General features: G+C 67.6%; 17 protein-coding genes. 7 read left to right on the plus strand and 10 right to left on the minus strand.

Annotated features, from left to right (window positions below; genetic code table 11):
• Nucleotides 1-2: 2 nt before the first annotated feature.
• The gene (locus HGB51_RS17560) at nt 3-593 is read right to left on the minus strand and encodes a malonic semialdehyde reductase (RefSeq protein ID WP_070209393.1); all 591 of its coding nucleotides are present in this window, start codon (nt 591-593) and stop codon (nt 3-5) included.
• A 136-nt stretch (nt 594-729) separates the two neighbouring features.
• Between HGB51_RS17560 and HGB51_RS17565 the strand changes: the two genes are divergently transcribed.
• The 6 genes from HGB51_RS17565 to HGB51_RS17585 all read left to right on the plus strand — a co-directional run bounded on the left by HGB51_RS17565 (nt 730) and on the right by HGB51_RS17585 (nt 4,250).
• Nucleotides 730-1,701 (plus strand): mitochondrial fission ELM1 family protein, encoded by a 972-nt coding sequence (locus HGB51_RS17565; RefSeq protein WP_070209394.1) that lies wholly within the window; start codon nt 730-732, stop codon nt 1,699-1,701.
• Between the two features lie 75 nt (nt 1,702-1,776).
• The gene (locus HGB51_RS17570; RefSeq protein WP_070209399.1) at nt 1,777-1,992 is read left to right on the plus strand and encodes a hypothetical protein; all 216 of its coding nucleotides are present in this window, start codon (nt 1,777-1,779) and stop codon (nt 1,990-1,992) included.
• A 16-nt stretch (nt 1,993-2,008) separates the two neighbouring features.
• Nucleotides 2,009-2,137, plus strand: coding sequence for a hypothetical protein (locus HGB51_RS20415; protein WP_256123636.1), 129 nt, complete (start codon nt 2,009-2,011; stop codon nt 2,135-2,137).
• Nucleotides 2,138-2,173: 36 nt separating this feature from the next.
• A complete protein-coding gene (locus HGB51_RS17575; RefSeq protein ID WP_070209395.1) occupies nt 2,174-3,043 on the plus strand; it encodes a DUF2145 domain-containing protein in 870 nt (289 codons plus the stop codon).
• A gap of 52 nt (nt 3,044-3,095) precedes the next feature.
• On the plus strand, nt 3,096-3,617 hold the full coding sequence (locus HGB51_RS17580) for a hypothetical protein (protein WP_070209396.1): 522 nt from the start codon (nt 3,096-3,098) through the stop codon (nt 3,615-3,617).
• Between the two features lie 78 nt (nt 3,618-3,695).
• Nucleotides 3,696-4,250, plus strand: coding sequence for a queuosine precursor transporter (locus HGB51_RS17585; RefSeq protein WP_070209397.1), 555 nt, complete (start codon nt 3,696-3,698; stop codon nt 4,248-4,250).
• A 102-nt stretch (nt 4,251-4,352) separates the two neighbouring features.
• Here the strand turns inward: HGB51_RS17585 and glnE are convergent, their stop codons facing one another.
• Entirely contained in the window at nt 4,353-7,175 is a 2,823-nt protein-coding gene (glnE, locus tag HGB51_RS17590; protein ID WP_070209293.1) for a bifunctional [glutamate--ammonia ligase]-adenylyl-L-tyrosine phosphorylase/[glutamate--ammonia-ligase] adenylyltransferase, read from the minus strand.
• A gap of 291 nt (nt 7,176-7,466) precedes the next feature.
• On the opposite strand from glnE, the gene scpC reads away from it, so the two are divergent.
• On the plus strand, nt 7,467-8,981 hold the full coding sequence (gene scpC, locus HGB51_RS17595; RefSeq protein WP_070209294.1) for a succinyl-CoA:acetate CoA-transferase ScpC: 1,515 nt from the start codon (nt 7,467-7,469) through the stop codon (nt 8,979-8,981).
• 57 nt (nt 8,982-9,038) lie between these two features.
• On the opposite strand, the gene hglS is transcribed toward scpC, so the two are convergent.
• The 8 genes from hglS to HGB51_RS17635 form a co-directional block, all read right to left on the minus strand.
• A complete protein-coding gene (gene hglS, locus HGB51_RS17600) occupies nt 9,039-10,406 on the minus strand; it encodes a 2-oxoadipate dioxygenase/decarboxylase HglS (RefSeq protein ID WP_070209295.1) in 1,368 nt (455 codons plus the stop codon).
• A gap of 404 nt (nt 10,407-10,810) precedes the next feature.
• The gene (locus HGB51_RS17605; RefSeq protein WP_070209296.1) at nt 10,811-11,365 is read right to left on the minus strand and encodes a hypothetical protein; all 555 of its coding nucleotides are present in this window, start codon (nt 11,363-11,365) and stop codon (nt 10,811-10,813) included.
• 4 nt (nt 11,366-11,369) lie between these two features.
• Nucleotides 11,370-12,119 (minus strand): HAD family hydrolase, encoded by a 750-nt coding sequence (locus HGB51_RS17610; protein ID WP_070209297.1) that lies wholly within the window; start codon nt 12,117-12,119, stop codon nt 11,370-11,372.
• A 135-nt stretch (nt 12,120-12,254) separates the two neighbouring features.
• Entirely contained in the window at nt 12,255-12,668 is a 414-nt protein-coding gene (locus HGB51_RS17615) for an EF-hand domain-containing protein (RefSeq protein WP_070209298.1), read from the minus strand.
• Between the two features lie 218 nt (nt 12,669-12,886).
• Nucleotides 12,887-13,264 (minus strand): hypothetical protein, encoded by a 378-nt coding sequence (locus HGB51_RS17620; protein ID WP_070209299.1) that lies wholly within the window; start codon nt 13,262-13,264, stop codon nt 12,887-12,889.
• Nucleotides 13,265-13,307: 43 nt separating this feature from the next.
• Nucleotides 13,308-13,973 carry a M15 family metallopeptidase gene (locus HGB51_RS17625; RefSeq protein WP_425505392.1) on the minus strand — a complete coding sequence of 222 codons (666 nt, stop codon included), beginning with the start codon at nt 13,971-13,973 and terminating at the stop codon, nt 13,308-13,310.
• A gap of 16 nt (nt 13,974-13,989) precedes the next feature.
• Nucleotides 13,990-15,438: a serine hydrolase gene (locus tag HGB51_RS17630; RefSeq protein ID WP_070209300.1), complete on the minus strand. Its 1,449-nt coding sequence runs from the start codon at nt 15,436-15,438 to the stop codon at nt 13,990-13,992.
• Nucleotides 15,439-15,508: 70 nt separating this feature from the next.
• Complete coding sequence (locus HGB51_RS17635) at nt 15,509-18,535, minus strand: TonB-dependent receptor (protein WP_171966912.1); 3,027 nt, start codon at nt 18,533-18,535, stop codon at nt 15,509-15,511.
• Nucleotides 18,536-18,575: the final 40 nt, after the last annotated feature.

Consider the following 18,575-nt stretch of genomic DNA (forward strand, 5'->3'; position numbering starts at 1 on the left):
GCTTATTCGATGCGGGCAGCTTCGTCGAAGGCCAGGCGAGGCAGCCGCGGGAACAGGCCCGAAGAATCACCGTAACCCAGATTGACCAGGAAATTCGACTTGATGGTGGTGCCCTTGAAGAAGGCCTCGTCCACCTTGGCGGGGTCGAAGCCGCTCATCGGGCCGGCGTCCAGGCCCAGCGCGCGGGCGGCCAGGATCAGGTAGGCGCCCTGCAGGCTGCCGTTGCGGAACGCGGACTCGCGGCGGCCTTCACGCGGGCCGTCGAACCAGGCCTTGGCGTCGGTGTGCGGGAACAGGTACGGCAGCTTTTCGTGGAAGTCTTCGTCGAAGGCGATGATGACGGTGACCGGGGCGGCCAGGGTCTTGTCCTGGTTGCCTTCGGACAGCGCCGGGGCCAGCTTGGCCTTGGCTTCGGCCGACTTCACGAACACGAAACGCGCCGGGCTCGAGTTGGCGGCCGTGGGGCCCCACTTCACCAGTTCGTACAGGGCCTTGAGCTGGCTGTCTTCAACCGGCTTGTCGAGGAAGGCATTCTGGGTACGGGCGGTACGGAACAACTGGTCGAGCGCAGCATCGTTGAGCACGTTGGACATGAAGCCTCCGGTGGAACAGGGGTAAAGAGGAATTCCGCTCGCCGTACGCTACCTTGACCGGGCGCTGCGGTTGGCGAAGGCTCGCAGTGTAGAGTGTCGCGACTGTTGCAACACCCAGCCTTACTGAAACGAATTAATGCCATACGTGAAACGATGGAGTCCGCCCTGGACTATCACTGACGGCCGTGCCGGCAATGTGCGGCAGGCGGTGGCGCTGGCCACGGCACTGAAGCTGGGGGCCCACCGGCCGCTGGTGCTGGAGCCGCGCGCGCCGTGGAAATGGGTGGCACCGCGCTGGTTGCCGGGCGCGGCCAGTGGCTATGGCGAGCCATTTGCGACATTGGCTGCGCAACCGCCCGAGCTGGCGGTGGGCTGTGGCCGGCAGGCGGCCGGGGCGCTGCGCGAACTGCGCCGGCGCGGCAGCAAGGTGGTGCAGATCCTGGACCCGCGCCTGGGCACACGCCACTGGGACCTGCTGGTGGTGCCCGAACACGACCGCCTGCGCGGTAGCAACGTGCTGACGCTGCTGGGCAGCTTGAACCCGGTGGATGACGACTGGCTTTCGCTGGGGCGGGCTGCGTTTGCCAGCTTTGGCGAGCTGCCTGGGCCGCGTACTGCGCTGCTGGTGGGTGGGCCGACCCCGCATGCGCCGTGGCATGAGCCGGACATGGTGAAGGTGTTCCAGCAGGTGGCTGGGCAGCTGCGTGAGGAAGGCGGCAGTTTGTTGGCCACCACTTCGCGGCGTACCCCGCCGGCGTTGGTGGGGGCGCTGCGCAGTGCGTTTGCCGATGTGCCTGGCGTGATCTGGGGCGATGGCGGCGACGGGGTGAACCCGTACGCGGGGCTGCTGGGCTGGGCGGACCGGGTGGTGGTATCGCCGGATTCGGTGAACCTGCTGTCTGAAGCCTGCGGCACGCGGTTGCCGGTGGCGGTGGCGCTGGAGAAGCAGGCGCAGGGGCGGATGGTGACGTTCCAGCAGGCGCTGCATGCACGCGGGCGGTTGCAGTCGCGGTGGTTGGATTGGGCTACGCCCGGGGCGATCGAGCCGCTGCGTGAGACCGCGCGGGTGGCGGCGCAGGTGAAGGCGGCATTGGGTATCCCGGCTTAACGGCGCGCGTGGGTTGGGTACCTTCGGTGGTGGGTTGCCGTTATGTTCGAGGCTCACCAGGGAAGGAGCGTGCGTATGCGCAGTGCTGTGTTGATCTTGATGGGCGCGATGCTGGCGGGGTGTTCGAGCATGCCGACCGGGCAGGACCCGGTGTCGTGGAGCTGCCACAAGGAGCTGACCGCGTACCGCAACCAGCCGCCGCGTACGGACCAGCAGAAGAAGGAACACTGGCCGCCGGAGAACGAGCCCGCACCCGTGAGTGATGCCTGCGCGCGCGAGCTGAGCCGATAGCGGCAGGAGCGGCCGATTGGAGATCGCGCCGAACCCGGCGATCACCGGACTTATCGGACGTCTCGATACCGGCACCGGATTTATCGGACATCTCGATACCGGTAGTGCCGACCGCTGGTCGGCAAAATGCCAGACGAAGCTATGATGCGTCAGCGGCACGAGCCGCAGGAGAACCCCACGCATGGATGTGCCCCGCCCCGCTTCACGCCGCCTGCCCGCCGCGCTGCTGTTCACCGCGTTGATGTTGGCCGTCCCCGCCGCCCACGCCCAATCCCAACACGAGTGCGTGGAGCGCCACCCTACCCCGGCCTCGCTGGCGGCGATGTTCGACGTCGCGCTACGCGCCGATGAGGCGCTGGAAGCGCTGGACGACGTAGATGTGGTCATCCTCGCGCGCGGCGGCCAGGACCTCAGCAAGTACGGCCTGCGCCACAGCCACCTGGCCTTCGCGGTGCGCGAAGACGATGGCAGCTGGCGCACGGTGCACCTGCTCAACCACTGCAAGTCGCCGCAGTCCACGCTGTTCCGCGAGGGGCTGAGCAACTTCATTGGCGAAACCGGGTCGCATACCGACCTGCGTGTGGGCGTTCCGACCCCTGCAGTGCGTGCGGCGTTGAAGACCATGCTTACCGCGCCGGGAATCCAGGCCAAGGCGCTGCACGAGCCGCGCTACAGCGTGGTGGCCTATCCCTTCAGCGACGAGTACCAGAACTCCAACCAGTGGGTGCTGGAAGTGCTGGCCGCCGCGATTGCGCAGTCGCGCGACGGCACATTGCTGGTGCGCCGGGCGCAGGTGCAGACGTGGTTGAAGGAACAGATGTATGAGCCGAGCTCGCTGCACATCGGCGTGGGCAAGCGGCTGGGTGCGCGCTTCTTTGCGGCCAATGCCGCCACCACCGACCATCCTGCAAGTGAGCGGATTTCCGGCAATTATTCGGTAGTGACGGTGGAGTCGGTGTTCGACTTCCTGCAGAAGCGTAAGGTGCTGGCGCAGGAACTGAGCGTGGCGCACGTGCCGGTGGCGGGGATGTCGGCACCGAAGCCGCAGTGATTTTTTGCGGTACCGGCGAATGGCCGGTGCTGCCTTTGCAGAAGGAGTTGGCATGAAGCGTTCTTCGATTCTGGCGATGGCACTGGCCCTCGTCGTTGCAGCACCGGCGGCAGCAGAGCCGGAGTTCACCGCCAGCGAGACCGCGAGCAGCGTGGCGGTGCTGGGCTCCTACGCGAGCGTGGTGGTGATCACCGCACCGATCTGGCTGACGGTGGCCGGGTTCAAGGCCTCGGCCGAGGGCTCGGAGCGGCGCAGCGCGGCCAAGCGCGAAGGCGCTGGCAAGCAGGGCAAGGCCGGTCCACTGCCGCCGTTGACGGTTGAGCAGGTGGAACAGCAGCCCGACGGCGGCTGCAAGGTATCGCTGAAGAACCCGGAAGCCCCCAATGACCTGGCCGTGGTGCAGTGGCCGGCGCGTGCGGACACGGCCGCGCCGGCGGTGAAACAGGGCGACGTGCTGGCCTTCACCCCCACCGAGACCGGCGCCGGCTGGATGGTGGCCGACGCCAAGGGCACGGCGCTGGCGTTCATGCCGACCACGGATGCAGCGGCGAGCAACCTGAGCGAACGCTGGTGACTGAACGGCTGCGGGGTGGCTGCGGCCGCCCCGAGCCGGGATAATCCGCCGCTTCCCTGTCTACCCCACTGGTTCGCCATGACCGCGCGCCCTGCAATCGTGTTTGCCCCGTTGACCGCCCGCTCGCTGCTGCTGGCGGTGCTGGCCATGGGCGCGGTGGTGCTGGGCTCGAACGTGCTGGTGCAGTACCCGATCAACGACTGGCTAACCTGGGGGGCTTTCAGCTACCCGGTGGCGTTCCTGGTGAGCAACCTGATCAACCGCCGGTTTGGCCCGGCTGCCGCGCGGCGGGTGGCGTGGGCGGGGTTTGCGCTGGCGGTGGTGCTGAGTTTCTGGATCGCCACGCCGCGCATTGCGGTGGCGTCGTGCCTGGCGTTCATTGCCGCGCAGCTGCTGGACATCACCGTGTTCGACCGGCTGCGCCGTGGGCACTGGTGGCGGGCGCCGATGGTGGCGACGACGTGCAGTGCGACGTTGGATACGACCATTTTCTGGAGTATTGCGTTCGCCGGGTCGAGTCTGCCGTGGGTGAGCTGGGCCGCGGGCGACCTGGCGGTGAAGCTGGCGATCGGTGTGTTCCTGCTGGCGCCGTTCCGCGCGTTGTTGTGGAAGATGGCGCCGCGGGTGGCGTGACAGGGCGACGGTTTCACCGGGGGTAGAGCCACGCCCTGCGTGGCTGCGGCGCATGGTCCGCGCCAAGAGCAGCCACGCAGGGCGTGGCTCTACCGCGGATTGTCATTGCGGCGGTGACGGGCCGAACGGTAGCTCTGCTGCTTCGCACGCGGCTGTGATCACCCGCTGCGCTTCTTCCAACGCCGGCGTTGGCACCGCCAACCTCGGGCGTCTATCCAGCGTGCAGGCCAAACCCACGTCCAGCAACGCCGCATGCGCTTCATGCAATGCCTCGCGCGTGCCGCCGGGCAGCCAGGCGATGCCGGCCAGCGCGTCAATCAATCTTGGCGTGTCGCGCGGTTCCAGCACCTGCGGGTTGCTGCCGGCGCTGTCGAGTACGCCGGTCTGCAGCAGGAACTCGAGGTCGACGATGCCGCCTGCGCCCTGCTTCAGGTCCCAGCGCGCGGCGTCGCTGCGGTCCAGTTCGGTGCGCATGCGGGCGCGCATTTTCACTACGTCGGCATACAGCACGTCGCGCTCGCGCGGACGCGCGAGGGTGGTGGCGCGGATGTGTTCGAAATCGCTGAGCAGGCTGGCGTCGCCGGCGATGCCGCGTGCGCGCACCAGCGCCTGGTGTTCCCAGGTCCAGGCGCGCTCGCGCTGGTATTCGGTGTAGCTGGCCAGCGAGGACACCAGCGAACCCTTGCCGCCGTCCGGGCGCAGGCGCACGTCGATGTCGTACAGGCGGCCGGCGGCGGTGACGGCACCGAGCAGTGCCATCACCTTCTGCGCCAGGCGCGCGTACCAGCGGCCCGGGTCGAGCGGACGCGCGCCGTTGCTGCTGTCCTGGTCGGCCGGGTGGTCGTGCAGGAACACCAGATCCAGATCGGAGCCGAAGCCGAGCTCCAGCCCACCCAAGCTGCCGTAGCCGATGATGGCGAAGCGCCCGCCCGGTACTTCGCCATGCGCGCGGCGCATGTCGGCGTCGGCCATGGCCAGTGCGGTGACCACCACGACCTGCGCGAGCTGGGCGAGCTGGCGGGTGCTGTCCACGGCGCGCTGGCGGCCATCCAGCGTGGCCAGCGCCATGCGGAAGCTGAGTGCGAGGCGGGTTTCATTGAGCAGGCGCAGCGCGGCTTCGGGATCGTCCACCGCCAGCGAGGCATCGCACTCGGCCTGCATGGCCTCGGCGTCGGGCATCGGGCCGGAGACGCGGACGTCGAGCAGTTCGTCCAGCAACAACGGATACGCAGCAATGCGCTCGGCCAGCAGCGCGCTGCGGGCGAGCACGTCGACCAGCCGCGCCAATGCGCTGGGCTGTTCGTCGAGCAGGGCGAGGTAGCTGGTGCGGCGCAGGACCGCCTGCAGCAGGCCGAGCACGCGCTTGAGCGCGGCGTCGGGTTGCGGCGAGCGGGTGGCGGCGTGCAGCAGCGCGGGCAGCACGCGGTCCAGGCGCGCGCGGGCGCTGTCGGAAAGCGACTTCACGCCGAGCGATTGGGCGAAGTCGCGCAGCGACTGGTCGGCGCCGCCGGGATCGTGGAAGCCGGCTTCGGCCAGCACCTCTGCGCTGCCGCCGTCGGGCAGGCCGCGCCAGTAGTTGGCCAGTGCGTCGGGCGCGGCCTGGCCGGCGCGCGGGGCGAGCAGCGCGCCGAATTCGGTGCTGACGCGGTCGCGCTGCACGTCGAGGGCGGCCAGCAGCGCGTCCCAGTCGGCATAGCCGAGGCCGCAGGCGATGCGCAGGCGGTCGGTGGGGTCGGTGGGCAGCGCGTGGGTCTGGGCGTCGCGCAGCATCTGCAGACGGTTTTCCAGCCGCCGCAGGAAGCCGTAGGCGTGCAGCAGGTCTTCGCCGTCCTGGGGGGCCATTTGGCCGCAGGCGACCAGTGCCGGCAGTGCATGCAGCAAGCGGCGCTCGCGCAGGCTGGCTTCGCGGCCGCCGCGGATGAGCTGCAGGGCCTGGGAGAGGAATTCGATTTCGCGGATGCCGCCGGGGCCGCGCTTGATGTCGTCGAACATGTCGCGGCGCGAGACTTCGGCGGTGATGGCGGCTTTCATTTCGCGCAGGCCGTCGAGCGCGGTGAAGTCGAGGTAGCGGCGGTACACGAACGGGCGCAGGGTCTGCAGCCAGGCTTCGCCGGCGGCGATGTCACCGGCCACGGCGCGCGCCTTGAGCCACGCGTAGCGTTCCCAGTCGCGGCCTTCGCGCTGGAAGTACTGGTCCATGCCGGCGAACGAGAGCGCGACGCGGCCGGCGCTGCCGAATGGGCGCAGGCGCAGGTCGACGCGGTGGCTGAAGCCGTCCACGGTGGTTTCGTCGAGCAGGCGGGCCAGGCGCTGGCCAAGGCGGGCGAAGTATTCCTCGGCGGCGAGCGGGCGCGGGCCGTCGGATTCGCCGCCCTGGGGGTAGGCGTAGACGAGGTCGACGTCGGAGCTGAAGTTGAGTTCGCCGCCGCCGAGCTTGCCGAGGCCGAACACCACCAGTTGCTGTGCGCTGCCGTCGGCGGCGCGGACCACGCCGTGGCGGGTGGCGAATTCCTGCTCGAGCGCGGCCAGGGCCAGGGCGAGGCATTCCTCGGCCAGGCGGGTGGCGCCCGCAAGAGTGGCGGGGACGTCGTCCAGGCCGGCCAGGTCGCGCCAGATCAGGCGGGTGGAGCAGGCTGTGCGATAGCGGCGCAGGCGGACGGGCCAGTCGGCGGGTTGCGCGGGGTCCAGTTCCGGGAGCGGAAGCGGCGGGCAGTCGTTTTGGGTCAGATGCGACAACAGGGCGGGCTGTCGGCACAGGGTGTCGATGGCGAAGTCGCTGGTTATGGCGAGTTGGCGGAGCTGGGCCAGTACAGGTTCCGGCGGCGGCCAGGAACCTGAGTCGTTCAGGCTGAGCGCAAGGCGGGCGAGCGCGCGGTCGACCAGGGGGACGAGGGCGGCGGGGACGGCATCGGCGGGGATCGGCATGCAGGGATTATGCATTGCCCGGCGCATCCCAAATTTCAGGCATTAAAAAGCCCGCTAACAGCGAACTGTCAGCGGGCTCTGCTCCCTCCCCCACGTCGGGATGCAGGGCGATCTTCTAGGCTCCGCGAATAACTTGCACGCTGCACTGCAAAACAATACTCATGGGTACAGAAGCCCCCATTTACCTGAATAGCACCTCACATAACCCGGGAACACCATTCCACCTTGGTCGCAGCCGGGAGGGGGGTGCGATGGCGGATAATGAAGTCCCCCACGAAATACCTGGTCGTCATGTCCGTTGATCGCATTGCCAACGCGCGTCTGCGCGATCGCGTCGTATCTGCCGAAGCCGCCGCCGCGCTGATCCAGCCCGGCGAAACGGTGGCCATGAGCGGTTTCACCGGCTCGGGCTACCCCAAGGCGGTGCCGGTGGCGCTGGCGCAGCGTATCGAGGCGTTCCACGCCGACAACCTGCCCTTCCAGATCAGCCTGATGACCGGCGCGTCCACCGCCCCGGAACTGGACGGTGCACTGGCCAAGGCCGATGGCATTGCCATGCGCATGCCGTTCCAGAGCGACCCGGATGCGCGCAACCGCATCAACGCCGGCCTGCTCGATTACATCGACATCCACCTCAGCCACGTGGCCCAGCATGTGTGGTTCGGGTTCTATGGAGAGATCGATACGGCGGTGGTCGAAGTTTCGGCGATCCGTGAAGACGGTTCGCTGGTGCCCTCTACCTCGGTGGGCAACAACAAGACCTGGCTGGACCTGGCCAAGAAGGTGATCGTGGAGGTCAACGACTGGCAGCCCGCCGGCGTGGACGGCATGCACGACATCTATTACGGCACGGCGCTGCCGCCGCACCGCAAGCCGATTCCGCTGGTGCACGGCAACGACCGCATTGGCGAGACCTCGCTGCGCTGCGATCCGGACAAGATCGTGGCGGTGGTGCGCACCAACGGGCCGGACCGCAACAGCCCGTTCAGCCCGATCGACAGCACCAGCGAGCAGATTGCCGCGCACCTGATCGACTTCCTGAAGCACGAAGTGGCGCGCGGTCGCCTGCCGGCCAACCTGCTGCCGCTGCAGAGCGGCGTGGGCAATATTCCGAACGCGGTGCTGGCGGGGCTGGGCAAGAGCGGCTTCCGCGACCTGAGCGCGTTCACCGAGGTCATCCAGGACGGCATGTTGGACCTGCTGCGCGACGGGGTGCTGAGCTATGCCTCGTGCACCGGGTTCGCGCTGAGCCCGCAGGCCAACGAGACGTTCAAGGAGAACATCGACTTCTACCGCGAGCGCATCATCATGCGCACGCAGGAGATCTCCAACCATCCGGAGCTGGTGCGCCGCCTGGGCTGCATCGGCATGAACGGAATGATCGAGGTGGACCTGTACGGCAACGTCAATTCCACCCACGTGATGGGCACGCGGATCATGAACGGCATTGGCGGTTCCGGTGATTTCGCGCGCAATGGGTTCCTGTCCGCATTCCTGAGCCCGTCCACCGCGAAGAACGGCACGATTTCGGCGATCGTGCCGATGGTGAGCCATGTGGATCACACCGAGCACGATGTGTCGGTGATCGTGACCGAACAGGGCCTGGCCGATCTGCGCGGTCTGACCCCGCGCAAGCGCGCGCGGGTGGTGATCGACAACTGCGCGCACCCGGAGTTCCGCGACCAGTTGAACGATTATTTCGAGCGTGCCAGCCGCGATAGTTACGGCAAGCACACCCCGCATCTGTTGCCGGAGGCGTTGTCGTGGCACCAGCGGTGGCTGGATACCGGCACGATGAAGGCCTGATGTGATGCAACGAAAAACGCCGGGATTTCCCGGCGTTTTTTTGTTCCGCGCGATCGATCAATCGACGCGCAGGCTGTCCAGCGATTCCTGCTGCAGGCGTTCGTAGATTGCGAACTCGTCTTCCACCGGCATGCCCAGCGCTTTCTCGAATGCATCGCGGTTGGAATGCGCGGCATATGCACGCTGCTCTTCGCCGCCCAGGTTCGACTGGAAAATACCTGCGGCACTGACCGGCAGGAAATCTTCGTAGACGATCGGATCTGCACTGGCCAGGCCGGCGCTGACCAGTGCTTCGGCCGGCAGGTCGGCCACGGCGGCGCGGTCGTTGCGGCCCGCTTCGGTGAGCGCGTAGCGGTAGTAACCCAGCCCCTCGCGGCGCAGGGTGTCGTGGTCGTCCGGAAAGCCGGTGAACGCTGCGGCCAGGCGGGTGGAATAGTCCTGGCCGGTGCTGCCGGCGCCACCGGCGTCGCGGGCCTGGGCCAGCAGCTGGTCGTACAGCGCGCGACCCTTGGGGGTGAGGGCCAGGCCGCGCTGTTCGATCTCGCCGAAGCGCGCGGTATGGGTGCCGGCGTCGCCGCCCTCGCCGTCCGGGAAGTTCACGGTTTCCTCGAGCGCCTTGAAGCTGGTCTGGCGCAGCAGGATCGGGCAGCGGCGCGGCGGCGGGCCTTCGACCACGGCCTTGGCGTCGATGCCACGGGCCAGCATGCCGGCCTGGGCGGCGTCGATGTCCAGGGTGCGCGGGGTGAGGTGGTTGATGTGCGGGCCACGGAAGCTGACCACGTCGGCCACCAGCCGGTGCGCGTTGCTCAGCGCCTGGTAGGTAGCCAGCGAGACGGTGGCGTCGCTGTGCCAGCGGAAGGTCTCCAGCGCGGCGAGCACAAAGCGGCGGGCGTCGTTCTGGTCCAGGCCGCCTTCGCGTTCGGCCTGGTCGATCAGGGCCAGCGCTTCGTCGGTGAAGATACGGCGGCGCGCGAGGATGCGCGCGGACTCATCGCGCAGGGCCGGGTCTTCGATCAGTTCCAGGCGCAGTAGCGAGGTGAACACGCGGAACGGGTTGGCGGCCAGCGCAGGCGCGGTGCGCGGGCGGAAGGCGGTGGAATGCACCGGCACGCCGGCGACGGAAAGGTCGTAGTAACCGATCGGGTGCATGCCCATCACCGCGAACAGGCGGCCCAGGGTGGCGAGTTCTTCGGCGGTGCCAACACGGATGGCGCCGTGGCGTTCCTGCGCCAGGCGGGCGCGTTCGTCATTGCGCTCGAGCTGCTCGGCCAGCGCCGGGTTGTCGGTCAGGACGGCGTCGTTGATCTCGGCCACCAGGTCGACCAGGGTGCCGTACAGCGGTACCTCCGTGCGGTACATGGTGGACATGGCCTGGGCGAACAGGCTGCGGATATCGTCGGGTGAAACGAAACGGTCGGCGCTCATTACGTACTCGGCAACGGATCACGGGGGAACAGCAATCCGGCATTGTCGCGCACGGCCGGGGTGGGCGGCGAGGTGCAGAGCAGCATTGGGGGGCTCAAGGCAGGAGCCTTCCCCAAGGATGTTCATGCCATTACCGGGCGCGGGGCGGTTATCGGCGGTCGATTGGGATGCGACCCTACCGGTGCACGTGATTCGCCGTAGCGGGATGGGGCATGTGTACGGGTAGGGTTGGTTCCCAAACAACCGCCGGGGTGGTGCAACGTTCGGGGACGCATGACCGGCGAACTGGGTAAACGCCCTCCCCGATGATGTTCATGCCATTACCGGATGTGGTGAATGTCTCGGCGGTCGATTGGGATGCGACCCTACCGGCGTGCGTCCATGCCAATTTCATATCCGGGCCCTTACCGGGCGCGCTTGACCTCGGCATTGGCAGCCGCACGGTCGCGCTGGGCGCGGTCGCCGAGCTGGCCCTTGAGGGTGGCGTCCAGGGTGACCGGGCGGTCCCAGTGGTCGTGGCTGGCGACGATGGCGTGGCGCAGGGTGCGCCAGTGCTGGTTGGTGGGCTTGGTGGGCAGGCTGGCGACGACGTCGGCCCAGCGCTTGGGCTCGCCCTCTTCCGGCACGGCGCGCGACCAGGCTTTTACGCTGTCGCGGCAGGAATGCTCGATGGCCTTTGCCCAGAAACAGGCGAAGTAGATGTCGCCGGCCTGCCAGTTGTGGGTGTAGAACAGCGCGGCGATGTAGTCGCGCGACACGCCGCCGTAACGCGAGACCTCGTCGAGGAAACTCTCCGGGTAGCGCTCGGCGTAGTAGTTGATGTCCTGCAGCTGGGTGTCCACCCATGCATCGCCGGTGTCCACGCGGTACGCGGCGGACTCATCGGCGCTCTGCTGCGCGGCGGCCAGCAACGGCAGCCACAGCAGCAATGCAACCAGCAACGGGCGCAGGCGCTTCACCGAATCAGCCGCCGGCGGCCTTGGCTTCGATGGCGCGCAGGGCCTGCGGCCAGTCGAACGCGGTAGGCGCTTCGACCATGCGCGGCTCGTCGTCGGCCACGCCATGCTGGGTTTCATGCGCCCAGGTCACCGCGTAGGGGGTATGGATGCCCCAGCCGCCAAGGGTGACTACCGGTTCGATGTCCGAACGCAGCGAGTTGCCGACCATGACGAAGCGCTCCATCGGCAGGTCGAATTCTTCCAGCACGCGGGCGTAGGTTTCCGGATCTTTCTCGGACACGATCTCGATGCGCGGGAACAGGTCGCGCAGGTTGGCGACCTTGATCTTGGCTTCCTGGTGGAACAGGTCACCCTTGGTGATCAGCACCACCGGGTAGTCGCGCGCGATCTCGGCGACCGACTCGCGCACGCCGTCGATCAGTTCGACCGGGTGGCGCAGGGTGTCATGGCCGATGTCCAGGATCAGCTGCAAGTCGCGTGCGGCAATGTTCTTTTCGGTGATATCGATGGCCGCTTCCAGCATCGACAGGGTCATGCCCTTTACGCCGTAGCCGAACACGCCGAGGTTGCGCTGCTGCACTTCCAGCAGGTGGCGCGCGGTGGCGGTGTCGTGCACGTCGATGTAGCGCGACAGGATGTCGAGATAATCCTGCTCGGCCTTGCGGTAATAGTCCTCGCTCTTCCACAGCGTGTCGTCACCGTCAAAACCGACCAGACCGATGGCGCCGTTGGGCGTGGGCATGGAGGTCATCATCGGCCAAGGATAGCAAGCGCCGGGGTTGGACCCAATGATGCAATCGGGCAGAAGGAAGGGCGGCCGAAGCCGCCCTCCCGGGGCCATCCACCATTGTCCAGCGGGTTCAGGCCAGTTGCGCGTCAATCCTGCCGATCAGCGGCCCGGGGCGGCGTTGCCACCGCCGGCAGCGCCCTGCTGGGCGGCCACGTAGGCCTTGTACTCGTCCGGCGTGAGCTTGCCGTCCTTGTTGGTGTCGGCTTGGTCGAACACCTGGGCAAGGCCGGCGTTCACCTGGGCCTCGGTCTTGCTGATGGCGCCGTCACCGTCGGTGTCGACACTGGCCCAGGTCTGGCCACCACCGCCACTGGCCTGCGAGGCCTGGGCGGCCGCGCCGGTTGCCGCGTCAGCCGCGTCGCTCGCCTGGGCCGCCGACTGCTGGGCCTGCGCGGCCTGGGTCTGGGCCTGCGCTGCACTCTGCTGGGCGGTCTGGGCCATCGCCGGAATGGCCAGCACACTGCCTGCGGCGATCATCAGGGCGATCAGGGGCTTGCGGTTGCGATTAGTCATTTGGGTGGTCTCCTTGAGGGATGTTGCGCGGCTGTTGTTTCCGCACGGCCCCACACTGCCAGCCCGTTTGTGAATCGATCTTGCGCCCGGATCGGCGTGCGCACGCGGTCTTAACCACATGCGCGCAGCGCTCGGTTACCCCGGTGGTTACGCACAGGTGAGCGATTGGTAACACGCCCATTCAATCGCGCCGGATTTAACCGGATGCGAACGAAAACTCAGCCTTCGTTGGCGTTTTTTTCGCCTGAGCGCGAACTGAACAAAAGCCAGCCCAGCGCAACACCGAAGAGTGCACCGGCCACTTCGATCACCACGCGGGAGCCCAGTTCGTTGGGGTCATGGATGGTGGCGAGGTACATCCGCGCGAAGAACGGCGACTCGAGCCGCACGATGCCCATGTAGAACAGCTTCCATGCGTCGATGCCGGCCGAGATAACCACGGCCATGACGCAGGCCCAGCCAATGGCGTAGCCCATGCTCCAGCCGGCCCAGCGGCACACCCGGTGCCACAGCGCGTAGACCAGCAGACCGACCAGCAGGGCGATCAGCCCGGCTTCCAGCGTGCCCAGCAATCCAAAGTGCAGCGGCAGGTTCATCGTGGTCCACAGGTTCGGTGAGCGCGCATTGTAGCGGCGCGGCTCAGCGCACCGGCACGTCGTAGGCGGTACCGGGGGCCGGCTCGGGGGTGAGCGTGAAGTGCCACCACTCCTGCGGGTAGTTGGCGAAGCCCCGGCGCTGCATGGCCTGCAGCAGGGTGTGCCGGTTCTGGTGCTGGGCGGGGGTGACGTCGGGCGCGTCGGTATGCGCGCGCGGGCCGAAGAAGTCGAAGTCGGTGCCCATGTCGACCGGCGTGCAGGGGTCGCGGCGGCAGTCGAGCAGGCCCAGGTCGACGGTGGCGCCGCGGCTGTGGCCGGAGGTTTCGGCGATGTATTCGCCCAGCAGCGCGGGTTTTTCCAGGCCGGGGTACTGGGTGGCCTTGCGCGACTGCTCCAACGGATCGTTGGCCCAGTCGACGAAGGCACGCACCGACTGCGCGGGGCGGTAGCAGTCGAACAGCTGCAGGCCGTAGCCGCGGGCGCGCAGGTCGGCTTCGACCTGGGCCAGCGCGGTGGCGGCAGGGCGCAGCAGGAAGCACTTGGGGGCGTCGTAGCCGGGTACCGGACGGCCGGTGAAGTTGTTGGCCGTGGCGTAGCGCATGTCCAGCTGGATGTCCGGCGCGAGCGTGCGGATGTCGACCAGGCCGGCCTGGTCGGTGGTGCGTACCAGTGCAACGGTGACCGGTTGTGCGCTGGCCAGTGGGGCCATCAGTGCCAGCAGGAGGCTAAGGGCAGTCGCCGGTACGGGTGAAATGCAGGTCCTGGAAGTCATAGCTGAAGTCGATGTCCGGATCGATCGCGCGCAGGATGAGCGCGGGCGGGCTGCCCGGCTCCACCTGCAGCCAGGGTTCGGCGTCCGCCCCGAGCGTATCCCACTGCACCAGCCAGCGGGTGTCGAGCTGCATGACGGTGCCGCGCAGGGTGGGCGATTTGTCGACGGTGAAGCGCAGGCGGCCGTTTTCCGGGCAGAGGCGGGCCTGGCCGAGCCAGGGGTCGCGGTAGAGGCCGGTGGGTGGCGACGATGTCGGTGCCGATGTCGGTACCGGGGAACGCCCATCCGTGTTTGGACGTACATGGCCTGCGTTGCGGCGGTTGGCCTGCTCGGCCCTCAATTGCGCGGCATACCCCGCCACCGTCTGCTTCTGCTCCGGCGCGGTGTACTGCTTCAACGCCGCCTGCATCAGCACCGTGCGTGCATCTTCCCCTTCGCCGTCGATCAGGATCACCACGCCCACCTTCCTGTCCGGCAACAACGCCAGCGAGGAATAGCTGCCCGACAGCGTGCCGGTATGCGCGACCTTCCACTGCCCATCCAGGTCAGACAAACGCCAGCCGTAGCCATAGGCGGAGAAATGCGCGTTGTCCCAGGTGCGCTGGCGTTCGCCCAGCGGCATCGGCATGTGCGCGGTCCACAGCGCGCGGCGCTGGGTGTCGCTGAGCCAGCCGGGTACCAGCTTTGGATCGAGCAGCACCTGCAGCCAGCGGGTCATATCGCGCAGGCTGCAGCGGATGCCACCGGCAGCCAGCGAGGTCAGTTCGGCGGGCGCCTGGCACCCGGCCATGCCCAGCGGTGCGAACACTTCGTCATGCAGCAGCTGGTCGATCGGCTTGCCACCTGCCGCAGCGGCTACTTCGCCGGCCACCACGTACATCAGGTTGTCGTAGGCGTAGCCGCTGCGGAAGCTGGTGACCGGCTTGAGGTGTGCGAGCCCGGCGATGATGTCGGCACGAGTGTACTGGTTGGGCTCGGGCCACAGCATCAGGTCGCCTGCGCCCAGGCCCAGGCCGCTGTTGTGGATGAGCAGGTCGCGCACCTGCATGTGTTCGGTGACCCACGGGTCGAACATGCGGAACTGCGGCAGGTGTTTGATGACCGGGTCGTCCCAGGCCAGCCGGCCACGGTCGACCAGCCGTGCCAGCGCGGCGGCAGTCATTGCCTTGCTGTTGGAGGCGATACGGAATCGCGTGTCGGCGTCGATGGCCTCGCCACGTTTGCCGCGCGTGCCGGTGAACACCACCTCGCCGTTCTCCACCACGGCCATGGCGATGCCGGGCAGGCGGTATTGCTCGACGGTGCTGTCGAGCATGGGCGCAAACGCAGGCGACCCGGCCGCCGCTGCGGGCAGTGACGCGACCAGTGCAACGGTCAGCAACAGGGGGCGGAGCGCGGGCATGTCCGGTGATTCCAGAGCGGAGAAGATGCCGGGCCGCAGCGTGTCCTGCGGCCCGGCGGTGCTGCGGCGATCAGAAGTTCCAGGTCGCCATCAGCTGGGTGTAGCGCGGGGCCTGCCAGCGGGTCCCGGTGTTGAAGGTGTTCTCGCGGTACTGGCCCGGCTGGGCTTCGTAGCGCTGGTGGACGTTGATGACGGTCTGGTTGTTGAACAGGTTGAACACCGAGAGCCGCACGCTCAGGTCGATGCCTTCCACCGGCAGGCGCCAGGTGACGTTGGCGCCCATGGTCCAGGTCCACGGCAGGCGACCGTACGCGCCGCGCGGGGTGTATTCGAACTGGCGCTGGTTGTACGGGCCGGAACAGTTGGCCACGCACAGCCAGCCGGTGCCACCGCCGCCGCTTTCGTTGGAGGTGCTGCCGCCGGCCACGGTGTCGCCCGGCCACATCACGCCGAAAGCGGTGATCGGGCCGCCGGACAACACCTGCAGGGTGGTGCCGAACGACCAGGTTTCATTCAACGCGTACGCCGCGCGGAACTTGAACTGGTGGCGGAAGTCATTGAACAGCACGCCATAGCGTTCGTTGTTGGACGGGTGGTCCCAGTGCTGGACCATGCCGGTGTCGCCATAGCCGGTATCGGAGTTGACCGGCCCTTCGAAGTTGCCGTCGCTGCGCGACCACAGGTAGGAGGCGTTGAACAGCCACTTCTCGTCCCAGCCACGGTCGATCTGGAATTCCAGCGCCTTGTAGGTGCGCTTGGGCTTGGAATAGCCGACCACTTCGCCGCTGCCGCCCTTGCGGTAACCGCTGTTGGCGGTGTCGATGGTGATCCAGCCTTCGGTTGCGCAGCCGATGCTGGAGTCGCCCCAGATGGTCAGGTTCTCACCCGGGTTGGCGATCGGCCACAGGGTGGTGCCGGTCGGGCCGCACGGGGTGTAGTTCAGGCGCATGTCGTCCAGCGCGCGGTCCATGGTGCGGTAGGTGGCGTTGACGCCCCACGACCAGGCCTGGTTGATCATGCTCTGGAAGCCGAGGATGTACTCGTCCTGGTAGACCGCCTTGAGGTCGCGGTCCACGCTCTGGCGAAGGTCGGCCGCACCGGTGTTCATGCGGGTGTCGACCGGGCCGATCTGCTGGCCGATGATCGGCGCCGCGTACGGCGCGCCGGTGACCGGGTTGGCCTGCTGCTGCCAGCCGTCGAGCACGAAGTAGGAGTACTCGTCGGTGAGGCCGCCGGCGAAGTTGACGTTGATGTTGTTGGTGACCGGCAGGTAATAGCGGCCGGCGTTACCGAACAGCTTGGTGGTGGCGTCGCCCTTCACGTCCCAGGAGAAGCCCACGCGCGGCGCGATGAGGTCGTCCATCTTGATGAAGGCGTCGCCGTCGGCGGTGCGGTTCTCGAAGCGGTCCCAGCGCACGCCCAGGTTGAGCATGAGGTTGGGGGTGATGTTCCAGATGTCTTCGAGGTAGAAGGCGTTGGCTTCGGTTTCAAAGGTACCGCCGGACACGCGGTTGCGACCGCGCAGCATCTCGGTGACGCCCGGCGGTACGAACGCGTTGGCGCCGTCCCACACTTCATCGCCCGGGCGGGCCACGTAGGCGGTGTAGCTGAGCTGGGTCGGACCCGGATAGCGGGTGGACTGCTCGGTGGTCATCAGCTCGCGGTCCACGCCGAAGCGCAGCAGGTGGCGGCCGAGCTGCCATTCGAAGTCCAGGCGCGCCACGTCGCGGGTGTCGTCGCGCTCGGCCACGGCGGCGCCGGTCGGGTGGCAACCCGGGCGCAGGCCGTTGAGCTTGTACAGGCGCGAGGCGTAGCTGGCGTCGGTGAATACCGGGCTGCAGGCTTCGTCCAGCGAGGAATTGGTGAAGGCCCGCTGGTTGTTCTGGCCGACCATGGCACGCGCGGTGAAGGTTTCACCGAAGTGGCCGGTATAGGTGGCCGAGTAGTTGCGGCCGCCGGTCTCGGTGACCGAATCGCCGCCCCACTGGCCGATCTCGTTCGCGTCCCAGTCGTAGTTGTAGGAGCCGTTCGTGACGTCGCCTTCGTCGGAGAAGCCCAGCAGCGAGATGCTGTGGTTGTCGGTGATGTTCCAGTCGAGCTTGGCGCCCCAGAAGCCGTTGTCGGCTTCGTTCTTGAACCAGGTCAGGGCGTCGTTGGAGGTGTTGTGGCCGCTGTCGTTGCGATCTTCGTACATCGCGAACAGGAACAGGCGGTCCTGTACGAGCGCGCCGGAGCCCCACACGTTGGTCTTGAAGAACGAGCTGTCGTCACGGCTGGCGTAGGAATGCGGGGTGCCGTCGCGATGGAAGTGGTCGCGCCCGCTGGAGCGCCACGCGCTCGGTTCGGCGGTGATCTCGATGCCGCCCTTGAGCTCGTTGCTGCCCGAGCGGGTCACGGCGTTGATCACGCCGCCGGTGGAACGGCCGAACTCAACGGAGTAGCCGCCGGTCTTGACCTGGAACTCGTTGAAGAACGCGAACGGTGCGCTGGAGAAGCCACGCCGGGTGTACATGTCGGTGACGTTGAGACCGTTGATGAACACCGCGTTCTCGGCCACCGAGGAACCGGCGAACGACAGGCCGCCGAAGGTGGAGTTGCCGCCGACCACGCCGGGGGCGAGCAGCGCCACTGCGGAAAGGTCCTGCGCCACCGGCAGGCGTTCCAGCTCCTGGCGGTTGACGTTGAACGAGGTTTCGGTGGTGGACACGTCCACCCGGTTGACCACGCGCGTACCGACCACCTGCAGCGCGTCCAGGTTGACCACGCCGCCGCCACTGCCGAGGTTGACCGTGGTGGTGCCGCCGATGGCCACGCTCACGGCGACCGGATCACCCAGGTTCTGGCCGTCGCGGCTGAGCTGCAGCTGGTAGTTGCCCACCGGCAGCTGGCCGAGGCGATAGGTGCCGTCGGCGCTGGCGGTGACCGTGCGGGTCTGCCCGGTACTGGTGCTGACCACGGTGATCTGGTCGCCGGCGCTGGCACGACCGGCCACGGCACCACTGACCGCCTGCGCGAATGCCACGGTGGGCAACAGGCTGCCCAGGCACGCTCCCAACGCGACGCACAGCGCCGCCCGCTTCAAACCGTTCGCTTTCATTCCCTGCTCTCTCCTTCAAGGGTGAAATGGTGATGGTGCT

Origin of the sequence: Stenotrophomonas bentonitica, from assembly GCF_013185915.1 — a bacterium.
GTDB classification, from domain to species: Bacteria; Pseudomonadota; Gammaproteobacteria; order Xanthomonadales; family Xanthomonadaceae; genus Stenotrophomonas; species Stenotrophomonas bentonitica.

Coding starts and splice junctions, on each gene's coding strand:
- HGB51_RS17560 (WP_070209393.1), bottom strand. CDS start 593: ATGTCCAACGTGCTCAACGATGCTGCGCTCGACCAGTTGTTCCGTACC.
- HGB51_RS17565 (WP_070209394.1), top strand. CDS start 730: ATGCCATACGTGAAACGATGGAGTCCGCCCTGGACTATCACTGACGGC.
- HGB51_RS17570 (WP_070209399.1), top strand. CDS start 1,777: ATGCGCAGTGCTGTGTTGATCTTGATGGGCGCGATGCTGGCGGGGTGT.
- HGB51_RS17575 (WP_070209395.1), top strand. CDS start 2,174: ATGGATGTGCCCCGCCCCGCTTCACGCCGCCTGCCCGCCGCGCTGCTG.
- HGB51_RS17580 (WP_070209396.1), top strand. CDS start 3,096: ATGAAGCGTTCTTCGATTCTGGCGATGGCACTGGCCCTCGTCGTTGCA.
- HGB51_RS17585 (WP_070209397.1), top strand. CDS start 3,696: ATGACCGCGCGCCCTGCAATCGTGTTTGCCCCGTTGACCGCCCGCTCG.
- glnE (WP_070209293.1), bottom strand. CDS start 7,175: ATGCCGATCCCCGCCGATGCCGTCCCCGCCGCCCTCGTCCCCCTGGTC.
- scpC (WP_070209294.1), top strand. CDS start 7,467: ATGTCCGTTGATCGCATTGCCAACGCGCGTCTGCGCGATCGCGTCGTA.
- hglS (WP_070209295.1), bottom strand. CDS start 10,406: ATGAGCGCCGACCGTTTCGTTTCACCCGACGATATCCGCAGCCTGTTC.
- HGB51_RS17610 (WP_070209297.1), bottom strand. CDS start 12,119: ATGATGACCTCCATGCCCACGCCCAACGGCGCCATCGGTCTGGTCGGT.
- HGB51_RS17615 (WP_070209298.1), bottom strand. CDS start 12,668: ATGACTAATCGCAACCGCAAGCCCCTGATCGCCCTGATGATCGCCGCA.
- HGB51_RS17620 (WP_070209299.1), bottom strand. CDS start 13,264: ATGAACCTGCCGCTGCACTTTGGATTGCTGGGCACGCTGGAAGCCGGG.
- HGB51_RS17625 (WP_425505392.1), bottom strand. CDS start 13,973: ATGGCCCCACTGGCCAGCGCACAACCGGTCACCGTTGCACTGGTACGC.
- HGB51_RS17630 (WP_070209300.1), bottom strand. CDS start 15,438: ATGCCCGCGCTCCGCCCCCTGTTGCTGACCGTTGCACTGGTCGCGTCA.
- HGB51_RS17635 (WP_171966912.1), bottom strand. CDS start 18,535: ATGAAAGCGAACGGTTTGAAGCGGGCGGCGCTGTGCGTCGCGTTGGGA.